The organism is Polaromonas sp. P3_C2, from assembly GCF_056402675.1.
Map to the genome: position 1 here is coordinate 1 of NZ_JBFUGX010000377.1, position 4,113 is coordinate 4,113.

Genomic DNA, 4,113 nt, shown 5'->3' on the forward strand with positions numbered 1-4,113 from the left:
GTTCCGCGCTGTGTGCAGCCTGGTTTTCAGCTCCTGCAACGCCTCAGGATTGCGGCCTAGCCGCACAGCCTCCGCAACATAAGCCTGCGGGCTTTCCAGAATGCATTCAGGCAGGCCGGCAGCCTGCAGAATGCTTGCACCCATGCGCGCGGCCATGCTGCTGCCGGGGCAGGTGAGCGCGGGAACGCCCTGGCGCAGCGCCTCTTCCAGTCCGGGCGAGGCATTGAGGCGCAACGTGTCCAGGAACAGGTCGGCACAGCCCAGGTGGGCGGGTATCTCGGGCCAGGCGGCAAGGGCTGAAAAGATCAGCCGCTGTACACCCACGCCYGCAGCCTGTGCTTCGCGCACGAGGTTGGCGGCGGCCCGGCTGCAAAAAGGCAGCCACAGTACGGCGTCGGGCAGCGACCGCAACACTTTCATCCAGCTGGCGAAGGTGGCTGCATCCAGCAGGGGCGGCAACAGGCATGAACACAGCACCAGGGCGTCCGCGGGCAACCCGGCTTTTTCGCGGGAAGGGGTCGTGGGCTCGGCATCCATGCCAAAGCTTCCCGGCCAGCAAGTTTGCGGAAGGCGGCCGATGGGGCCGGCTTGCTCCTCCACCTGCGGGTGGATGAAGTGATCGGACACGGTGTAGTCCCATGCGCCGGGTACGTGATGCCTGTAAAGGCCAGGCTCGCGCAGCTGCACGGGCGCGACTCGCATCAAGGCGATTTCCTGCCGCGTCCAGGCCGGGTTCAGGGCCTGTTCAATGTAAATATCAAGCCTGTCCAGGMGGATGCGCCCCACCGCTTCGAGGTCAGTCATGTGCCCCAGTTCATTCACACTGGCCGCATGGCGGCGCAAAACCTCAAGGTGCTCCGGCTGCGGGCGCCCCGTGAAGGCATAGACTTGGATGGCAAAGCGGCCACTGTCGTGCAGCGCGAGTTGCTGCTCAAGTGCCCGCATCTGCCGGGTGTCGGCCAGGCTTTGCACGGCGAGGCCGACGTGGATGCGGCTGTCGCTCTGGAGGCGGCGTGTGCGCGAATCGCGCTTGAACGGCGGGCAGGGTTTGAGCCGGCTTTTCACTGCGTCGAGAGTTTGCCGGCGCATCTGCTGCAGCGCGTCTTCATCCATGGCGAGTACCAGTCCGTGGAAAGGCGCATCGCCCCAGTCGCGGGGTTTTTGGGTGGCAAGGGATTCAGCCAGGGCCTTCTGCAGGATATCCGTGAGCTTGTGGTGATGCCGCCAATCGCCGATGGCCATATTGCGGAAGGCTTGCCGGGTGTGGATTTGCAGCGCGTCGTCCGCCACGTGGTCGATGGCCTTGCCATGGATGGTGCCCTCCAGCGCAGCACCTTCGGCGGTTTCCAGTTTCAGCAGGAACTCACCCAGCAGGTTGCGGGTGTTGCCATCGAGGTCTTTCAGGGCAGCGTCGGCTTTTTCGAGCTCACCGGTGAAAGCCAGAAGCGCGAGGTGCCGAAGTCTCAGCTCGGCATGTTCAGGAAATTGCGCCAGGGCAAGCCTGGTGGCTTCCACGGCCTCGGCGTAGCGCCGCGCGCCTGAGAGGTATTCGGCGAGGTTGGCGTGGTAAGGCGGGTGGCCGGGCTGAAGATCAAGGCACTTGCGGGCCAAGTGAATGGCCAGGTCCCACTGCGATGAGCCAGCCGCCAGGATGGCGACGTTGTTCAGGGAACGCAGGTGGTCGGGGTTGAGTTCCAGGGCCCGTGCGTAGGCCGCCTGGGCCTTTTCAAGGTCACCGCAACCCTCTGCTGCAATCGCCAGGTTGGCTGCGCCGTCGGCGTCCTGCAGCAGTGATGCTTCAACGCCCAGCAGCGTTCGGTAGGCGGCCTGCGGGCGATCCAGCACGCTAAGCAGGGTGGCGCAGGCAGATGCCGAATTGACGTCCGTCGGCGAGAGGGCGTGCGCCTTTTCAAAAGCCGCGAGCGCCAGTTCGGGCTGGCCGGTGCTGTCCAGCTGGCTGCCTTGCGACATCCAGGCCTCGTGATCTGCCTCACGGTTAGAGGGGCGGGGGTTTTTATCCATCGCAACTGTGTCGCCGTCGTGCATGCAGGAATTATGTGGCACGGTGGGTTCGGGGACTYAGGCGGGCGCGGAGATAATCGCGGCTAATGACCCAAGGCCTCACTTTCACCGACCTCGGCGCGCTGCACCTGCTAGGCCGGTTCGGCGAGTTGTACACGGGCGCGGAGCGGGAACTGCTGGACCTCGCGCGGCTTCTGGCCGGCAGGCGCGCGGTCAAGCTGTGGTCCGATGTGCCGGTGCACCCGGCGTACGCGCCCGAGGGCATTACCGCCGTGCAGCCCTTTGCGCACCAGTTTCCCAGGGAGGGTACGCTGCTGATAGGCGGCGTGCATCTGCAGCCGGGAATCTGGCTGAAATACACGCGGTTTCAACGAATCATTCTTTTCCACAACATTTCACACCAGGGGCAGCTGTTTGCCATTGTCGAAGGCGTGCGGGAATACACCGGCCTCGACCCTGAGATTGTTTTTGTGTCCGACTGGCTGCGCCGCACTGCGGCATTGACCGGGCGCGTCATTCCCAGCCTGCTCGACCTCACGCCCTTTTCAGCGGTTGCCGTTGAACGTTTTGCCCGATGGCCGCATGGTGGAGCCCAACCGCGGCCTTTCACGGTTGGGCGTGCCAGCCGTGATCTGCTGGAAAAGCACAACCCGCAGGACCTTTCGCTTTACCGCATGCTGGCCAGCCGCGGCATACGGGTTCGCGTCATGGGCGGAACCTGCCTGGCGCCGGGTTTGGCCGGAACCGAGGGCATTGAGTTGCTGCCTGCGGGTGCGGAGTCTGTGCCGGATTTTTACCGTTCACTGGATGCGATGTTCTACCGCACCGGAAACTTTTTCGAGGCGTATGGACGGGTGGTGCTGGAGGCCATGGGTGCCGGTTTGCCGGTAGTGGCCCACGTGAACGGCGGCTACGCCGAAGTGATCGAGCAGGGCATCTCGGGTTTTTTGATCCGCTCGCAGGAGCAGGCATTCGATGCCCTGATGTCGCTCAATGATTCGGTGGATTTAAGGCTTCAGCTGGGCATGGCAGCGCAAGAGCGGGCCAGCCAGGTGCACGGCCCCGACGCAACGGAGCGCGACCTGGCGTTCTATCTCAAGTGAACGGTGACCGGCCGCCCCCATCAGGGCGCGGCAAATGCTGCTGCGCCTGAATAGCGAATGTTTCCGTTGGTGCCGGTGTAAACCATGCCGGCACGGCTTGCATTCACCCCGGTGAAGAAACCGTCCACGGTGAAAACCGGTCCACCGTTGGAGTAGCTGAACTGCCCGCCTGCAACACTGATATTGGATGCCGCAAAACCGCCAAGTGTCGTGACCACGCCCATGCTCAGCTTGGCCGTGCCGAAGTTGACGCTGAACGTTGCGGATGTCAGGGTTCCGGAGGCCACTGCCGCCTGTACGGAGGTGTCGTAGCCCGTGACTGGCGTCTGGCCGATCAGGTTGTAGCTGAGGGTGCCCGTTGTGGGCATCACCAGGGTAGGCTGGCCGATGATGTAGTGGAGATCATTGATGTTCGTGCCGCCTGGGTTGCGTGTGCCCGTGGTCCACGAACCCCAACCGATAAAGTCGCCCGCGTCGGTAGAGCCCGCCGAGCCTGCAAAGGCGTTGATGGTGGGGGTGAAATCCTTGCCATTGGCGCTGAGCGCGGTCAGTTTGCCGGTGTCAATGGTTGCGGAAGTGCCCGTGGCAACAGGCGAAATGGTGGAAGGTCCGAAATTGCCCTGCGAGTGGTAGGTTGCGGTTGACTTGAAATTTGTGAACGTGCCTGTGTTGACTGGCTTGACATCGGTCACAACCGCTTTATTGATGATGATGGGCTCTATTGGAGGTTCGGGTGTGGGTATGGGCGGGCGTACATTCGTTCGTTTCGGCGTGTCTGTGTTGTTGACCACCCGGACAGACTCACCTGCCGTCAGCCCGACACATCCCCCCGCATTGCAGACCTCAATCGCATCCAGCTCGGTTGTCACGCTCAGCGAGCCGTCCGGGTTGTACCCAGCATTGAAGCCAGAGCCGCGGATACCAATGGTGGCCGTCGTGGTGGTGACACGGTAGTTTTCACGGTTGCGTTTGCCGATCAATCCGGTGA

The 4,113-nt window shown here is 63.0% G+C and carries 2 protein-coding genes and 1 pseudogene; 1 reads left to right on the top strand and 2 read right to left on the bottom strand.

Annotated elements, in window-relative coordinates; translation table 11 throughout:
- A partial coding sequence (locus AC1DWI_RS15395) for an O-linked N-acetylglucosamine transferase family protein (protein WP_477725144.1) occupies window positions 1-2,022 on the bottom strand: 2,022 nt, incomplete at its 3' end.
- A gap of 86 nt (window positions 2,023-2,108) precedes the next feature.
- On the opposite strand from AC1DWI_RS15395, the gene AC1DWI_RS15400 reads away from it, so the two are divergent.
- Window positions 2,109-3,125 (top strand): glycosyltransferase, encoded by a 1,017-nt coding sequence (locus AC1DWI_RS15400; protein ID WP_477669333.1) that lies wholly within the window; start codon window positions 2,109-2,111, stop codon window positions 3,123-3,125.
- Between the two features lie 20 nt (window positions 3,126-3,145).
- On the opposite strand, the pseudogene AC1DWI_RS15405 reads toward AC1DWI_RS15400, so the two are convergent.
- Window positions 3,146-4,113, bottom strand: a pseudogene (locus AC1DWI_RS15405) (hypothetical protein); the annotation flags it as partial.

Bases quoted from the DNA above. Each gene is read 5' to 3' on its own strand.
- AC1DWI_RS15400 (WP_477669333.1), top strand. From the start codon at position 2,109: ATGACCCAAGGCCTCACTTTCACCGACCTCGGCGCGCTGCACCTGCTA.